Genomic DNA, 14,286 nt, shown 5'->3' on the forward strand with positions numbered 1-14,286 from the left:
GTCACTGCGTCACTCGCTGCAACTCTTCCGTCAGGCGATCCAGCGCATCCGCCAGCATCACGCCGCCGCACACCGTGAGCCGCTCCGGCAGCACGATGCGCTTGCTTTGCGGATAGAAGCGCTCCAGCGCCGGATGCAGCAGGAAGGCGCGACCGTCATCCTCGGCGCGGTCGCCGGCTTCCGACACCAGGATGAAATCCGGCCGGAGTTTTACGATCGCCTCCAGCGAAGCAAACCCGCCTGCGCCGACGCCAAGTTCGCCGGCGGCGTTGGCGAGGCCGGCTGCCGCCAGCAGCGAGCTGACCAGGCTATGGTCGCCCGAGACAAAGCCGCGCCGCTCCAGCGGCAGCACGCGGTAATGATGCGCGCTTGCCGCCGCCCGCGCATGCGCGATCGTCGCATCGAGGCGCGCGATCTCGGCCTCCGCGCGATCGGGATGCTGCACCACATCGCCCATCGCGCGAATCTGGTCCTTCACCTCGTCCAGCGTGCGCGGCACGGTGAATTCGACGAGGTGCAGCCCGTGGGCCTTCAACAGATCGCGGGTCGCGCGCTTGTCGAACAGGCTGACCACGACGAGGTCGGGCTTGAGCAGCAGCACGTCCTCGGCCTCGCCGGACAGGCGCGGAAAGTTTCGCGCCTTCTCCGCGGCCCAGGATTGCCAGGCATCGCGCGAGAAGCGGCTGAGGCCGATAATCTGGTCCGGATCGGCCAGCGACAGCACGAGCTGGTCGCTGCAGACATTCATCGAGACGATGCGCGGTCCGGCGGCGAACGCGGCGCCGGCGGAAATAAGCCACAGCAGTATCGCGACCACCGCACCAAGATGAAGCGAAGCGAGATGGCTGCCACGCTGAAGGTGCGCCCCCTCTCCCGCTTGCGGGGGAGGGTTGGGGTGGGGGTTTCGCCGCGAGCCATATCGTGGAGAGAGCCCCCACCCGCTGCGCTCGTCGAGCGCAGCGACCTCCCCCGTAAGCGGGAGAGGTGAACTGAGCTTGTGGTGAGGCCGTGGCCACATCAGACGTCCGCCCACGGCACGATGACGGCTTCGCGCTGAAATTCGGCGCGATAGGCGCTGACCCGGAACACGCTGGCGAGGACGCTCTCCGACAGTGCCTCGACGGGCGCGCCTTGCGCTGCCAGCCGCCCCTCCGCGAGCACCAGCACATGATCGGCAAAGCGCGCGGCGAGTCCCAGGTCATGCGTCACCACGATCACCAGCACACCGGCATCGGCGACGTTGCGCAGCTTCTGCATCACGTCGATCTGGTGGCGTGGATCGAGCGAGGCGGTCGGCTCGTCGGCGAGGATCACCGGCGCCTCCACCGCGAGCACCCGGGCCAGCGCGACGCGGCTGCGCTCGCCGCCGGAGAGTTCGGTGACGCGGCGATCGCTGAACTCAGTGACGTCGACCGCCTGCATCGCGCGCAGCACCGCCTCCATATCCGTCTGCGACAGCCGCGCCGGATCGGTCGCGCCGTGCGGATAGCGGCCGAGCGCGACGATGTCGCGCGCCGGCAGCGGCCAGTGCACCATGTGCCCCTGCGGCAGGTAGGCAAAACGTTTCGCACGCTCGCGCAGCGGCAGCGACGCCAGCGGATCGCCGCCGATCCGGATCTCGCCGCCCGACGGAATCAGCCCGGAGAGTGCGCGCAGCAGCGTGGTCTTGCCGGCGCCGTTCGGCCCGACCAGCGCGACCAGATGGCCCGATGGCAACGACAGCGAGACATCGTGCAGCACCTTGCGGCTGCCGAGCGAGGCATTGAGAGCGGCGGCGGAGAGCAGCGTCATGCCACGCCTCCGCCGAGCGCGCGGCGTTCGCGCATGATCAGATAGAGGAAGAACGGCACGCCGATGATCGAGGTCAGCACGCCGACCTTGATGTCGGAGGTCGAGGGAATGATGCGCACCGCGATGTCGGCCGCGAGCAGCAACGCCGAGCCGGTGAGCGCACTGGGCACCAAGAGCCGCGCCGGATCGTGACCGATCACGGGACGCATCAGATGCGGCGCAACCAGGCCGATGAAGCCGATCGTGCCGGTGACTGCGACCGCGCCGCCGACGCCAAGCGCCACGCCCGTGATCACGAAGAGCCGCAACCGCCCGACGTCGACGCCGAGGCTCTGCGCCGCCTCCTCGCCAAGCGTCAGCGCGCGGAAGGCGCTCGCCTGGCTGAGCAGGATGGCGGCGCCCGCGACGATGAAGGGCAGCGCCAGCGCCACGTGCTGGAAGCTGCGGTCCTCCAGCGAGCCGAGCAGCCAGAACGCGATCTCCAGCACCACAAACGGATTGCTCGAGAGATTCATCACCAGTGCGGTCGCGGCTCCCGCAAAGCTCGAGATCGCGAGCCCAGCGAGGATCAGGATCAACAGCCCGGCATTGCTGCCGGCGATCGCAAGCAGCGCGAACACCGAGCCGAAGGCGGCGATGATCGCCACCACCGGCAGCGCGTAGGAGCGCACATCGGCGAGGCCCAGCGCGATCACCAGCACCGCGCCGAACGCCGCCGATTGCGGCGCGCCGAATAGCGACGGCGAGGCCAGCGGATTGCGCAGCAGCCCTTGCAGCGCCGCACCGGACAGCCCGAGAATGCCGCCGATCGCAAATGCCAGGATGGTGCGCGGCAGGCGGATCTCGCGCACGATCACCTGCGCCACATCGCTGCCGCCGCCGAACAGCGCCTCGATCACCGCGAGCGGCGACAGCCGCACCGGCCCGATGCCGAGCGAGAGCACACACAGCAGGACCACGAGCGCGAGCAGCGCCGCCGTGGCGCCCCACCGGCGCCGCGCCGCGACCTCGGCCGCCAAGGCAAAATCCTGCGCGCTCATCGGATCCATGCTCTTACAGCGATCGCCGTGGCAGACAAGCGACACTCGACAAAAACCGTGGCCGCGCGGCCGCCGCCCGACTTCCGCCGGATTGACTTTGCTACCCGGCCGAACCCTAGATGAACATGACGGTTCTTTCATGAGATGAAAAGGGAATGCGGTACGGGGAAACTTCCCCAACGCCGCGGCTGCCCCCGCAACTGTATGCGGTGAATCCTTCGTCACAGGCCACTGGGAATCTCGGTCCTGGGAAGGCGACGAAGGGTAACGACCCGCGAGCCAGGAGACCTGCCGTCAGCCGTGGTCACACGCGATGCTGCCGGTCGGGGAGTACAGGCATGAGCTTCACCTGATGCTGTGAGCACGATGGTGAGACTGGTTCGCGGTGACGTGCCACTGACGTTGCCGAGGCCTTGCTTATGTTCTCCTTCCCTTTCCATCGGCGGCGCCGCGCGCTTCTGCTCGCGTCGACGATGATCGCGCCGGCGATCCTTGTCTCCGCAGCGCGGGCGCAGCAGGCACCCGCTCCCGATCAGCTGCCGGCGATCGAAGTCACCAAGCCGGGCGACCAGAACGTCACGCGCGCCAGGCCGGCCGCTGACGAAGCGCCGGCGCCGCGACGCCCGGCGCCGGGCACCTCGCAAGGCAACAATACAGGCAGCGGAGCCGGATCGGGCACGACAGGGACCGGCGTGGCCACCGGAACGGGCGGCACCGGCGGCCGCCAGTTCGCCGGCATTGTCGGCTCCTCCTCGGCCGTGATCACCGCCGACGACATCGCGCATTCGCCGGTGCAGTCGTTACCCGAGATCCTCGCGCAGGTGCCGGGCGTGCAGCTGCAAACGCCCTATGGCGGACCGAACGGCGCCAAGACGTCGGTCGACCTGCGCGGCTTCGGCGCATTCGCGACCGACAATACCCTTTTCCTGCTCAACGGCCGCCGCCTCAACGACGTCGACAAGGCCGGCTTCGACCTCACCACGATTCCGCTCGATTCGATCGAGCGCATCGAGATCACGCGCGGCAACAGCGGCGCGGTGCTCTACGGCGACAACGCGGTGGGCGGCGTCGTCAACATCATCACCAAGACCGGCGTCGGCGGCCCGCCGACGACGATGCGGGCCGAGGCCGGAGTTGGCTCGTTCAACACCCGCATGGCCGCGGTCTCCGCGGCGCTCAATTCCGGCCCGTGGTCCACCTCGTTCTACGGCAACGGCATCAAGTCGGACGGCTACCGCGTCAACAATGCGCTCGACCAGCGCAACGCCGTCGGCAACATCAACTACACGACGCCTGATCTCACCGCCTTCCTGACCGTCACCGGCAGCGACCAGAAGCTCGGCCTACCCGGCGGACGGCTGGTCGATCCGTCGATCGGCGTGAACGAGCTGCTCACCGATCGCCGCGGCGCCGCGACGCCCTTCGACTATGCCAACCAGCAGACCGCCAGCGTCACCGCCGGCTTCACCAAGACGCTGATGAACGGCGTCGACCTCATCGTCGACGGCGGCTGGCGGCAGCGCGAGACGCAGAGCGGCTTCTTCGGCACGGTGCCGACCATCAGCTTCGCCTCGACCTACAATGACGCCGCGCTGCAGACCTGGTCGCTGACGCCGCGGCTCAGCGTCAAGAATGTGATGCTGGGCGTGCCGTCGACGATCCTGACCGGCATCGACTATTACGATTCGAGCTTCCGCGAGGCGCGCGGCGCCTATCAGGGCGTCGACCCGTTCCACATCTACAATATCGAGCAGCAGAGCGTGGCCGGCTATTGGCAACATACGCTGGGCCTGTTGCCAACGACCGACATCTCCTACGGCGCGCGCGTCCAGAATACCAGCATCTCGGCGCGCGATCGCTACGACCCGAATGCGCCGTTCGCGTTCGACACGCAGGCGGCACCGCTCGACAGCAACGAGACGCAATACGCCCTGCATGTCGGCGCCGAGCATCGCCTGACCGACACCTTCTCGGTGTTCGGCCGCGCGGCACGCGCATTCCGCACGCCTGATGTCGACGAACGCGTCGCGTCGGGTCCGTCATTCGACCCGCTGACCTTCGCCCCGATCCCGCAGAATTTCCAGCTCAAGACCCAGACCTCGCAGGATGTCGAGGGCGGCTTTCGCGTCAGGACCAACCTGTTTCAGGTCCAGACCAGCGTCTATCTGATGGATCTCGAGAACGAAATCCATTTCAACCCGGTGCTGTTCTTCAACACCAACCTCGACCCCACCCGCCGCTATGGCTCGGAAACCAGTGCCTCGCTCAAGTTCAGCGATACGGTGACCCTGCGCGGCGGCATGGCGATCACCCGCGCGGTGTTCCGCGAAGGCATCTGGGCCGGCAACGACGTGCCGCTGGTGTCGCGCTACACCGGCAATCTCGGCGTCACCTGGAATATCTGGCAGAACTATCTGGTGTTCGACGCCACGGTGCGGGCCTGGAGTTCGCGCATCATGGACAACGATCAGGCCAACACCCAGAGCCGGATTCCCGGAAACGCCACCGCCGATATCAAGCTGAGCGGGCAAGTTGACCGCTTCTTCTGGTCACTGAGCGTGAACAACCTGTTCAACGCGCTCTATTACGACTACGCCATCGCGAGCACGTTCACCGAAGGCCGCTTCTCGGCCTATCCGCTGCCCGGCCGCACCTACATGGTAAAGGCCGGCGCGACGTTCTAGAGCGTGAACCGGTGGGGCGGGTCTGCCCCGCCGCACCGTCCCCGAACATTACAAACGCACCGAAACTGGGGTAGAGTTCCGGCAGCTGATTTGACCCGCGCAGGGGAAACGCATGGCCAAGGCCGGGAAGCAGACCAAGGGCGGCACGAAGACCAAAGACAAGACCGACGACAAGGCGAAGAAACCTCCGCCAGCCGCAGCGCTACAGGACGATGATTATTACGAGGACGGCGATATCGCCACACCGAAGCTCGACCGCTACGGCAATGATGACGAGCCGTTGTGAGGCCCGGCGAATATCGATCCACAGATCCTGCGCGCAGTCGCGCGCGGCGGCCTCGTAGCTCGCGAGCTACCGAGCCCGGCTCGTCGTCGCCAAGCAGACATTAGGTCGCAGCGAGGTCATCGGCCGGACCACCCTTCCGGATTGGTTGCCCACCCCCTGGATGCTAGGCTTCGCATGGACGCTGGGTCCTTGCTGGGGGCGGTGCCATGAGGTTTGCGAAGGCGGTGCTCACGGTCTTCTGCATGATCGCGTCGATGTGCGACCCGTCCGATGCGCAACAGGCCCCCAGGAAAGTAGGAATCCTCGTCAACGGCAGCCCGTCGCCGCTGTTCGACTCCATCAAGAAGAACCTTCTGAGCGACTTCGCCGAGCGCGGCTATCTCGAAGGACGCGACATCGTCATCGAACCGCGATTTGCCGAATCGAAGCTCGAGCGCCTTCCGGGCCTCGCCTCGGAGCTGGTCGGTGCGAATGTGGATGTCATCCTCGCACTCGGCGGCCCGGCGTCGGTCGCGTCGCAGAAAGCCACGTCGACGATCCCGGTGATCTTTGCGATCGTGACCGATCCGGTCGCGTTGAAGCTTGTCGCCTCGATGGAAAAACCGGGAGGCAACGTCACGGGCCTCACCAACCTCGATCCGCAGCAGGCCAGCGACCAGTTCAAGCTTCTGAAGGAGGCATTCTCCGGGATCACGCGCGTTGCGATTCTCAGTGATCAAACGATCCCCGGCGCGGATGAACGCGGGCTCGCCCCGATTGATCGTGCCAACGAGGCAGCAGCCAAGGCCCAGGGGGTGGAGCCGCAAATCGTGAAGGTCAAGGGTGCAGACGATCTGGAGGCCGCGATTGCCGGGATGGCAAAGGAGCGCGCGCAGGCGCTGCTGGTCCTTGAAGTGCCGGTGCCCTGGAGCAATCGAAAACGAGTCGGTGAACTGGCCATCAAGAACCGCTTGCCGGCAATGTTTCCCGGCGGCCAGGCGGACGCCGGCGGGGTGATTACTTATGGGGCCAACGTCGCCGATACATGGCGCGAGTTTGCGACATTCGCCGACAAGATTTTCAAGGGCGCGAAGCCGGGCGACCTGCCAGTCGGCGTCGTCACCAAGCGAGAGCTGATATTCAATCTCCAGGCGGCCCAGGCCGTGGGCGTCGAGATTCCACCGGAGCTCTTGAAGCGCGCAGACAAGATCGTGCGGTGAATTCGCGCTGGAGGGATACTAGCGGAAATCGCCATTCTCGATCGCCTTGATGCTGCCGCGATCGAGCAGATGCGCGCCAAAGCCGCCGCGCGCCAGCGATGAGGCGATCTGCGGTGATGCCAGCAGCAGCACTGTCGTCATCGCAAGCGGCACGGCGCTGAGCCAGTCGAGCCGCACCGGCGTCAGCTCTTCGCTGCTTCCCCGATAGTGCCCTTCGCCCGCGGCGATGCGGCCGCATTCCCGGATCAGGTCACGCCGCGTACCATCGCGCGACGCACTGCCGAGCAGCGCCTGCATCGCCAGATGCGTCCGCACCCCGGCGCGCCCCTCGGCCAGCGGCGCCGGCGTTTCGCCGCGCGAGACGCGCAGCAGCAGGTCGACCAGATCGACGCCCGACTGAAAGGCGTTCATCGGCTCGACCAGCCGTGGGTTGCAGTCGATCAGCAGCGGCGTCGCGCTGTCGAGCGGCATGATGACGTCGACCGAGAGCGCACCGTGCCAACCAAGATGCGCGCCGATGGTCTCGAGGCCGGCGCGGATCGCCAGCCGGCTCACGCTCTCCTTGATCGCCTCGCCGCCGCCGACACCGGCCGCAATCTGGCGGTAGGCATGGAAGCCGACGAGCGTGCCGTGGCAGAACACCGACTGCGCCTTCTCGACCGTGCCGGTGACCAGATCCTGCGCCAGCACCTCGCCGGCAAAATCGCCTGAGGATTCGAGGTCGTAGAGCGCGCGATTGAGATCACCAGCGTCGCGCACGAACCAGACACCGCGGCTGGCGGTGCCGACCGACGTTTTGACAACGGAGGGAAAGCGCACCGCCTCGCGCAGCTCCTCGGCCGAGTTCACGATCCGGGTCGGCGGCTGCGGCAGGCCGAGCCGGTCGAGCAGGCGGCTGAACCCGGCCTTGCTGTGCACGGCGCGATAGCTGGCGAAATCCGGCAGCGCGAGGCCAGTGCGTGAGGCCAGCCCCGCCGCGGCGCGGGCGAACAGAAATCCCTGTTCATGGGTCGGCAGCAGCACATCGAAATGCCGCGAGGCCAACAGGCGCTCGACGAAGCGCAGGAAGCCGGCCGGATCCGACCGCAGCGGCGGACAATGGTGGTATTTGCGGACAAAGCGCGAGTAGCGCGCCAGGCACCAGCGCGAGGGGTCGCAAACCTCGACGTGATGGCCGGCCAGGCCCAGGATCGTGATCGCCTCGCGGCCGGAGGTGCTGGAGCCCTCCGACACCAGCACGCGGAGCTGCTTTTTGGCGTCGATCATGGCCGATCATCGCCGTGCCGCCGTGCTTTGTCGCCGCATTTAATGCCGCATGTGTCGATCCGGCACGCCCGCGCCGGGGGCAGCCATGCGCCCGCGTTCATAGACAATTAGCGGCCGATCTCTATTTTCGGCGGGCCCTGCCGGGCATTTTGTTTGACGCGTTTTCTTCACGCGAACCGGTACCCACTTCGCTTGAAAACGCTATGGAACTGGGGTTTTCGACGACATGGTCGACGTTCTGGCCGCACCGCAGCAAGCGAAAGCCGACAGTGCGCTGCGCACGCTGACGGGGATTTCGGTCGCCCATTGGGTCAGCCATTTCCATATCTTCGTGCTGCCGATGCTGTTCCCGTTCCTGAAGCAGCAGCTCGGCGTCGGCTATGTCGAGCTCGGCCTGGCGCTGACGGTGTTCGCGGCGGTCTCCGGGCTGACCCAGGCGCCGATCGGTTACCTCGCCGACCATTTCGGCGCGCGCAAGATCCTGTTGATCGGACTGACCGTCGGCGGTTGCGCGCTGATCGGGCTCGGCCTGCATCTCAGCTATACGTCGCTGATCGTCTGCGCGGTGCTGCTGGGCCTCGCCAACAGCGTCTATCATCCGGCCGACTACGCGATCCTCTCGGCGCATATGGACGAGGCGCGGATGGGCCGCGCCTTCTCGATCCACACCTTCGCCGGATTCCTCGGCGGCGCGGTGGCGCCCGCGATCATGGCGGCGCTCGTGGCCTCGATCGGCGGCCTCGGCGCGCTGATCGTCGCCGGTGCGGTCGGGCCGCTGGTGGCGCTGTTCCTGATCGTGCTCGGCATTCCCGATGCCGGCGCCAACAAGAACAAGGCAAAGGAGGGCGCCGCGCCGAAGGCGAGCGTGATCACGCCGGCGCTGATGGTGCTGACGGCCTTCTTCACGCTGCTCAGCCTGTCGACCTCGGGCATCAACAATTTCGGCGTGGTCGCACTGATGGGCGGCTACGGCGCGTCGTTCTCGACGGCCAATATCGCGCTGACCGCATTCCTCGGCGCCAGCGCGGCCGGCGTGCTCGCCGGCGGCTACCTCGCCGACTGGACCCACCGCCACAGCCAGGTCGCCGCGGGCTGCTTCGCGGTCAATGCCGCCCTTGTGCTGCTGATTGCGCTGCTCGACCTGCCGCCGGTGGCGCTCACGCTGGCGATGGGGCTTGCCGGATTCCTCGGCGGGGTGATCGCGCCGTCCCGCGACATGATGGTGCGCAACGCGGCACCGCCCGGCGCCGCCGGCCGCGCCTTCGGCATCGTCTCCACCGGCTTCAACTTCGGCGGCATCGTGAGCCCGCTGCTGTTCGGCTGGATCATGGACCAGCACATGCCGCACTGGGTGTTCGGCGCCTCCGTGGTGTTCATGGTGCTGACCGTGCTGCTTGCCCTCGTCACCGAGCGCAAGCCGCAGGCTTCGGGATACGAGGCCGAGACCGCCAGCCCGCGCGCCTGAAACGCGAAACGTTGCGCACGCAGCGCGCTCACTCCGACCGTCGCGACAGCACCTGCTTCAGGAGCGGCTCGATGCGCGACAGCTCATCGAGATGGACCGCCGACAATTCGGCGAGATGATCGGCCGCAAGGCCGGTTAATTTCAGCAGCACTCGCCGCTGGTCGGCGGGATCGAGCACGCGCTCGACCAGCCCGGCCTCGGACAGCCGGTCGACCAGTTCGACCGTGGTGTGGTGACGAAGCCGCAGCCGTTCGGCCAGATCACCGACCGCAACCGGCCCGCCGCCCGGATACCCCCGGATCGCCAGCAATGCCTGATGCTGCCGCGGTGTCAGGCCTGCGGCCTTCGCGGCGTCCTGGCTGAACTCCAGAAACCGGCGGATCAGATAGCGAAATTGCGACAGCGTTTCGTAATCGCCCTGGCTGGGAACCCGCTTCTGGTCCTGCCTCGGCGATTTCGACGGTGCTTTCAACGCTGCCATTCGATGTCTCCCGCTTGTAATTATATCGCAATGCGATATGACGCCGCGTCCACTTCACCCGAGCCTTACGCCACCAATGAGCGCCATTTCCACCAAATCGAGCGTCTCCGCCACGAACACCGCCCCAAACACCGCCAAAATCGGCGAGAAGGCCAGCCACCTCCTGAGCGACTTCACGACCGATCCGCGCGTCGTGGTGATCTCGGCGATCGCCGTGTTTGTCTCCGCCGCAGGCGTGCTGGCCGGGGCGGGACTGCTGCAGCTGATCAAGCTTGCCACCAACATCGCCTATTTCGGCCAGTTCAGCTTCGCCGACCTGAAATTGCAGGATTCGCCGCTCGGGCTCTGGACCGTGCTGGTGCCGGTCGCGGGCTCGCTCATCATCGGGCTGATGGCGCGTTTCGGCAGCGAGAAGATCCGCGGCCACGGCATCCCGGAAGCCATCGAGGCCATCCTGCTCGGCCGTTCCCGGCTCGACCCCAAGGTGGCGATCCTGAAGCCGTTGTCGTCGGCGGTGTCGATCGGCACCGGCGGCCCGTTCGGCGCCGAGGGCCCGATCATCATGACCGGCGGCGCGATCGGCTCGCTGATCGCGCAGATGCTCCCGGTCAGCGACAACGAGCGCAAGACCCTGCTGGTGGCGGGCGCCGCCGCCGGAATGACCACGGTGTTCGGAACGCCGATCGCCGCGATCATGCTCGCGGTCGAACTGCTGCTGTTCGAATGGACGCCGCGCAGCTTCATTCCCGTCACCGTCGCCGCCGTGGTGGCGGCGGTCGGACGCACCTTCCTGCACATGCCCGCGCCGCTGTTTCCGTTCACCGGCGGCGTCGACATCTCGGTGCTGCAGCTCGGCGCCTGGATGCTGATCGGGATCCTCTCCGGGCTGCTGTCGGGCGTGCTCACCCAGCTGGTCTATGGCTGCGAGGACATCTTCCTCAAGCTGCCGATCCACTGGATGTGGTGGCCGCTGATCGGCGGCTTGGTGGTCGGCCTCGGCGGCTTGATCGAGCCGCAGGCGCTCGGCGTCGGCTATGACAACCTCGCGTCGATGCTGCAAGGCGATGTGGTGCTGAAGGCCGCGCTGCTGCTGCTCGTGGTGAAAGCCGTGATCTGGTCGGTCGCGCTCGGCTCGGGCACCTCGGGCGGCGTGCTGGCGCCGCTGCTCATCATGGGCGGCGCGATGGGAACGGCGCTGAGCGGCTATCTGCCTGAAGCGAGCCCCGGCTTCTGGGCGTTGCTGGCGATGGCGGCGACAATGGGCGGCACGATGCGCTCGCCGCTGACCGCGACCTTCTTCGCCGTCGAACTCACCGGCAACACCCATGTGCTGCTGCCGCTGATCGCAGCCTGCGGCACCGCGCACGGCGTCACGGTGCTTTTGATGCGGCGCTCGATCCTGACCGAGAAGGTGGCTCGGCGCGGCCATCATCTGGTGCGCGAGTACCGTGTCGATCCGTTCGCGCTGACCCGCGTGCGCGACGTCATGACCAAGGCGGTCGAGACCGTCGCCGACACCATGACGCTGCACGGCGCGGCCGCCTTCCTGACCAACCCGAAGACCGGTCACCCCAGCTTTCCCGTCGTCGACGCCAACCACCACGTGCTCGGCGTGATCGACCCGCCGTCCGTGCTGCGCTGGCGCCGCGCCGGCAAGCATCGCACCGCGACGCTCAAGCAGCTGCTGGCCGGCAGCAAGATCACCGTCGCCTATCCCGACGAATATCTCGACCGGCTCGCCGACCGCCTGATGCAGGTCAACGTCTCGCATCTGCCTGTGATCTCGCGCGAGGATCAGCGCCTCGTCGGTTATATCGGCTGGAAGGACCTGATGCGCGTCCGCGCCAGGCTGCAGGCCGAAGAGACCCAGAAGACGGCGTTCTTCGGCGCGCGATAGCGCAATACGAGTTCATTTCGAATCGAGCCGCGGACTCCGTTTCACCTCGCCCCGCGTGCGGGGAGAGGTCGGAACGCATCGTTAGATGCGTTCCGGGTGAGGGGGAGCTTCCACAAACGCAGCTATCACCGCTTATGCGGAGACAGCCCCTCACCCCACCCCTCTCCCCGTGAGTACGGGGAGAGGGAGCGCAGCGCCGCCTGCCGTCGAGGAACAAATTTCCGTCGGGCGGCAACGTTCGATCCCAGCTGGCAAATCAGCATCAGCGCATCCCAGAGCTTCATCGGCGCTGGTTGACAGCATCAGGGGCTGACCCATGATGCCGTCAACCAAAAACAGCCTCGGGATGAAATGCCATGACCTCGACCCCAGACCTCGTGATCCGCGGCGGCACCATCGCCGACGGCAAGGGCGGCGACCTCTATGAAGCCGATGTCGCGATCACAGGCGGCAAGATCACCGAAGTCGGCAAGGTCTCGGCAAAGGGCAAGGAAGAGATCGACGCCCGCGGCAAGCTGGTGGCGCCCGGCTTCGTCGACGTCCACACCCATTACGACGGCCAGGTGACCTGGAGCCAGGACATCACGCCGTCGTCGCAGAACGGCGTCACCACGGCGATCATGGGCAATTGCGGCGTCGGCTTCGCGCCGTGCCGGCCGAGCGACCACACCAGGCTGATCCAGCTGATGGAAGGCGTCGAAGACATTCCGGAGCCGGTGCTCTCCGCCGGCATTCCCTGGGCGTGGGAGAGCTTCCCCGACTACATGGAGTGGCTGTCGAAGCGCAATTTCGACATGGACATCGGCGCGCAGCTGCCGCATGCGGCGCTGCGGGTCTATGTGATGGGCGAGCGCGGCGCGCGCCGCGATCCCGCAACGGCCGAGGACAACAAGGCGATGGCGGCGCTCGCCGGCGACGCGGTGCGGGCGGGCGCGCTGGGTTTCTCGACCTCGCGCACGCTCAATCACCGCACCTCGACCGGCGACTACACGCCGACGCTGAAAGCCGGCGAGGATGAACTGACCGCGATCGCCGGCGCGATGCACGGCGTCGGCCGCAGCGTGCTGCAATTCGTGCTCGACCAGAGCACCGTGCACGAGGACCTGCCGATGATGCTGCGGGTCGCCGAGAACACAAGGTGTCCGATCTCGTTCTCGGTCGCCCAGGCCGACAAGGCGCCGCGGCGTTGGCGGCAGACCATGGACACCATCAACGAAGCCGCCGCCCGCGGCCTGTCGATCACGACCCAGATCGCGGCGCGGCCGGTCGGGCTGCTGCTCGGGCTCGAATTGTCGCGCAACCCGTTCCAGACCCATCCGAGCTATCGCGAGATCGCCAAATTGCCGCTGGCCGAGCGGCTCGCGCATCTGCGCCGACCCGAGGTGCGCGCGACGATCCTGAGCGAGAGCGCGACGGCGACCGACGATCCGCTGTTCTTCCGGCCGAACTACGACAAGATGTATCTCTTGGGTAATCCGCCGAACTATGAGCAGCCGCCGGAAAACGCGCTCGGGCCGCAGGCGCGGCGCCAGGGCCGTCAGCCGGAAGAGCTTGCCTATGACGCGATGCTGACCGACGAGGGTCGCGGCATGCTCTATGTGCCGTTCCTGAATTACGCCGACGGCAATCTCGACGCCGTGCATGAGATGCTGCGCGAGCCCAGTGCCGTGCCCGGCCTGTCCGACGGCGGCGCGCATTGCGGCATCATCTGCGATGCCAGCTTCCCGACCTATCTCTTGACGCACTGGACGCGCGACCGCAGCCGCGGCGAGAAGCTCTCGATCCCGTTCGTGGTCGCGGCGCAGTCGCGCAAGACCGCGCTGTCGGTCGGTCTGTATGATCGCGGGGTGATCGCTCCTGGTTTCAAGGCCGACGTCAACGTGATCGATTACGACCGGCTGCATTTGCACCCTCCGAAGGTGCATTACGACCTGCCGGTCGGCGGCCGCCGCCTCCTGCAGCAGGTCGACGGCTATGACGCCACCATCGTGTCGGGCATCGTGACCCAGCGCGAGGGCAAGGCCACCGGCGCACGCCCGGGCAAGCTCGTCCGCGGCGCGCAGGGGATGAATTGAGAGACGCAGCGATCCGGGCGACAGGACTCCCGCGCCTCTCCCCTTGTGGGAGAGGCCGGATCGCATGCAGCGGAGCGCAATGCGATCCGGGTGAGGGGTTGC

Annotated in this window: 11 protein-coding genes and 1 riboswitch; of the genes, 6 read left to right on the top strand and 5 right to left on the bottom strand. The window is 66.9% G+C overall.

All coding sequences use genetic code 11. From position 1 onward, the window contains the following. Position 1: 1 nt before the first annotated feature. The 3 genes from ACVMB1_RS31480 to ACVMB1_RS31490 form a co-directional block, all read right to left on the bottom strand. On the bottom strand, positions 2-817 hold the full coding sequence (locus ACVMB1_RS31480; protein ID WP_076834891.1) for an ABC transporter substrate-binding protein: 816 nt from the start codon (positions 815-817) through the stop codon (positions 2-4). 200 nt (positions 818-1,017) lie between these two features. Then, entirely contained in the window at positions 1,018-1,791 is a 774-nt protein-coding gene (locus ACVMB1_RS31485) for an ABC transporter ATP-binding protein (protein ID WP_076834890.1), read from the bottom strand. Further along, positions 1,788-2,831, bottom strand: coding sequence for a FecCD family ABC transporter permease (locus ACVMB1_RS31490; protein ID WP_076834952.1), 1,044 nt, complete (start codon positions 2,829-2,831; stop codon positions 1,788-1,790). The genes ACVMB1_RS31485 and ACVMB1_RS31490 overlap by 4 nt, the downstream gene beginning before the upstream one ends. A gap of 112 nt (positions 2,832-2,943) precedes the next feature. Beyond that, a riboswitch (cobalamin riboswitch) is annotated at positions 2,944-3,141 on the top strand. Positions 3,142-3,250: 109 nt separating this feature from the next. Here ACVMB1_RS31490 and ACVMB1_RS31495 point away from each other — a divergent pair. The 3 genes from ACVMB1_RS31495 to ACVMB1_RS31505 all read left to right on the top strand — a co-directional run bounded on the left by ACVMB1_RS31495 (position 3,251) and on the right by ACVMB1_RS31505 (position 7,000). After that, positions 3,251-5,515, top strand: a complete 2,265-nt coding sequence (locus tag ACVMB1_RS31495) for a TonB-dependent receptor (RefSeq protein ID WP_076834889.1) — start codon at positions 3,251-3,253, stop codon at positions 5,513-5,515. 112 nt (positions 5,516-5,627) lie between these two features. Continuing rightward, on the top strand, positions 5,628-5,801 hold the full coding sequence (locus ACVMB1_RS31500) for a hypothetical protein (protein ID WP_194295436.1): 174 nt from the start codon (positions 5,628-5,630) through the stop codon (positions 5,799-5,801). Positions 5,802-6,007: 206 nt separating this feature from the next. Further along, positions 6,008-7,000: an ABC transporter substrate-binding protein gene (locus ACVMB1_RS31505; protein ID WP_456849657.1), complete on the top strand. Its 993-nt coding sequence runs from the start codon at positions 6,008-6,010 to the stop codon at positions 6,998-7,000. A gap of 18 nt (positions 7,001-7,018) precedes the next feature. On the opposite strand, the gene ACVMB1_RS31510 is transcribed toward ACVMB1_RS31505, so the two are convergent. After that, a complete protein-coding gene (locus ACVMB1_RS31510) occupies positions 7,019-8,266 on the bottom strand; it encodes an ATP-grasp domain-containing protein (protein ID WP_141339962.1) in 1,248 nt (415 codons plus the stop codon). A 226-nt stretch (positions 8,267-8,492) separates the two neighbouring features. Here ACVMB1_RS31510 and ACVMB1_RS31515 point away from each other — a divergent pair, with 226 nt between their 5' ends. Then, positions 8,493-9,731 carry an MFS transporter gene (locus tag ACVMB1_RS31515; protein WP_076834886.1) on the top strand — a complete coding sequence of 413 codons (1,239 nt, stop codon included), beginning with the start codon at positions 8,493-8,495 and terminating at the stop codon, positions 9,729-9,731. 28 nt (positions 9,732-9,759) lie between these two features. On the opposite strand, the gene ACVMB1_RS31520 is transcribed toward ACVMB1_RS31515, so the two are convergent. Continuing rightward, a complete protein-coding gene (locus ACVMB1_RS31520) occupies positions 9,760-10,212 on the bottom strand; it encodes a MarR family winged helix-turn-helix transcriptional regulator (RefSeq protein WP_076834885.1) in 453 nt (150 codons plus the stop codon). Between the two features lie 76 nt (positions 10,213-10,288). Here ACVMB1_RS31520 and ACVMB1_RS31525 point away from each other — a divergent pair, with 76 nt between their 5' ends. Both ACVMB1_RS31525 and ACVMB1_RS31530 read left to right on the top strand, forming a co-directional pair. After that, positions 10,289-12,109 carry a chloride channel protein gene (locus ACVMB1_RS31525; RefSeq protein ID WP_244559028.1) on the top strand — a complete coding sequence of 607 codons (1,821 nt, stop codon included), beginning with the start codon at positions 10,289-10,291 and terminating at the stop codon, positions 12,107-12,109. Between the two features lie 356 nt (positions 12,110-12,465). Further along, positions 12,466-14,184: an N-acyl-D-amino-acid deacylase family protein gene (locus ACVMB1_RS31530; RefSeq protein ID WP_076834884.1), complete on the top strand. Its 1,719-nt coding sequence runs from the start codon at positions 12,466-12,468 to the stop codon at positions 14,182-14,184. The last annotated feature ends 102 nt before the right edge of the window (positions 14,185-14,286 follow it).

The organism is Bradyrhizobium sp. USDA 4504 (assembly GCF_054063995.1).

Bases quoted from the DNA above. Each gene is read 5' to 3' on its own strand.
- ACVMB1_RS31485 (WP_076834890.1), bottom strand. From the start codon at position 1,791: ATGACGCTGCTCTCCGCCGCCGCTCTCAATGCCTCGCTCGGCAGCCGC.
- ACVMB1_RS31490 (WP_076834952.1), bottom strand. From the start codon at position 2,831: ATGAGCGCGCAGGATTTTGCCTTGGCGGCCGAGGTCGCGGCGCGGCGC.
- ACVMB1_RS31495 (WP_076834889.1), top strand. From the start codon at position 3,251: ATGTTCTCCTTCCCTTTCCATCGGCGGCGCCGCGCGCTTCTGCTCGCG.
- ACVMB1_RS31500 (WP_194295436.1), top strand. From the start codon at position 5,628: ATGGCCAAGGCCGGGAAGCAGACCAAGGGCGGCACGAAGACCAAAGAC.
- ACVMB1_RS31505 (WP_456849657.1), top strand. From the start codon at position 6,008: ATGAGGTTTGCGAAGGCGGTGCTCACGGTCTTCTGCATGATCGCGTCG.
- ACVMB1_RS31510 (WP_141339962.1), bottom strand. From the start codon at position 8,266: ATGATCGACGCCAAAAAGCAGCTCCGCGTGCTGGTGTCGGAGGGCTCC.
- ACVMB1_RS31515 (WP_076834886.1), top strand. From the start codon at position 8,493: ATGGTCGACGTTCTGGCCGCACCGCAGCAAGCGAAAGCCGACAGTGCG.
- ACVMB1_RS31520 (WP_076834885.1), bottom strand. From the start codon at position 10,212: ATGGCAGCGTTGAAAGCACCGTCGAAATCGCCGAGGCAGGACCAGAAG.
- ACVMB1_RS31525 (WP_244559028.1), top strand. From the start codon at position 10,289: ATGAGCGCCATTTCCACCAAATCGAGCGTCTCCGCCACGAACACCGCC.
- ACVMB1_RS31530 (WP_076834884.1), top strand. From the start codon at position 12,466: ATGACCTCGACCCCAGACCTCGTGATCCGCGGCGGCACCATCGCCGAC.